This is a genomic window from Pseudonocardia halophobica (assembly GCF_027922425.1).
GTDB lineage: Bacteria > Actinomycetota > Actinomycetes > Mycobacteriales > Pseudonocardiaceae > Pseudonocardia > Pseudonocardia halophobica.
Genome location: NZ_BSFQ01000130.1, coordinates 1 through 1,137, shown reverse-complemented (window position 1 = coordinate 1,137; position 1,137 = coordinate 1). Strand labels below are relative to the sequence as shown.

Genomic DNA, 1,137 nt, shown 5'->3' with positions numbered 1-1,137 from the left:
ACTGCCCGTCGCCGTCCGGTCCAGCGGCGAGTCCGAGGACCTCGCCGGGGCCAGCTTCGCCGGCCAGTACGACACCTTCCTGTGGATCCGCGGCGCCGACGACGTCCTCACGCATGTCCGGCGGTGCTGGGCGGGCATGTTCGGTCCGGCCGTGCTGACCTACAAGCCGGAGGCGACCGCGGACGCGGTGCTCGACGACCACGGCATCTGCGTCGGCGTGCAGCGGATGGTCGAGGCACGCTCCGCCGGCGTCATGTTCACCCTCGACCCGGTGACCGGGGACCGTTCGAAGGTCGTCGTCGAGGGCTGCTGGGGCCTGGGGGAGGGGGTGGTCGGCGGCGGCGTCACGCCGAGCCGCTTCGTGGTCGACAAGGTGACCTTCGAGGTCGTCCGGCGCGAGCTGACCCCGCAGGAGTCCGCGTACGGCGTCGACCCTGCCACCGGCGTGGTCGGTCTGGTGCCCGTGGCCGAGGACCGGCACGAGCTGCCCTGCCTGACCGACGAGGAGATCGACGCGCTGGCCAAGCTGGCCAAGCGGATCGAGCGCCACCGCGGCGCCCCCCAGGACATCGAGTGGGCGGTCTCCGAGGCCGGCGACGTGTACGTCCTGCAGGTGCGACCGGAGACGGTCTGGGCGCAGCGCCCGGCCGAGCAGCTCGTGGCCGTCCCGAAGTCGGCGGTCGGGCACGTGCTGGCCCGGTTCTCCGGCACGGGTGTCGCCACGGGGAACCGGTCCTCGTGAAGCCCGCCCGCTTCGCCTACCACCGGCCCACCACGGTCGCCGAGGCCGTTGCGCACCTGCGCGACCACGCCGGCAGCGCCCGGGTGCTCGCCGGCGGGCAGAGCCTGGTCCCCATGCTCAACATGCGGCTCTGGCGGCCCGTCGCGCTCGTCGACATCAACGAGATCGACGAGCTCGACGACATCCGCGTCGAGGGAGAGCGCACCGAGATCGTTGCCTTGCTCCGGCACTCGACCCTCGAGCGCTCGCCGCTGGTGGCCGCGCGACTGCCGCTGCTCTCCCGGATCGTGCCCCACATCGGCGACCGGCAGGTCCGCAACCGGGGCACGCTCGGCGGCTCGCTCGTCCAGGGCGACCCGACGGGCGAGATGCCCCTGGCCTGCCTCGTGCTCGGC

Annotated in this window: 2 protein-coding genes; both read left to right on the top strand. The window is 73.4% G+C overall.

Annotation, left to right across the window (positions count from 1 at the left end; genetic code table 11):
* Positions 1 to 742, top strand: a 742-nt coding sequence (locus PKE99_RS37650) for a PEP/pyruvate-binding domain-containing protein (RefSeq protein WP_271215043.1), incomplete at its 5' end; no start/stop codon positions are given.
* Positions 739 to 1,137, top strand: a 399-nt coding sequence (locus PKE99_RS37645) for an FAD binding domain-containing protein (protein ID WP_271215042.1), incomplete at its 3' end; no start/stop codon positions are given. The genes PKE99_RS37650 and PKE99_RS37645, both read left to right, overlap by 4 nt.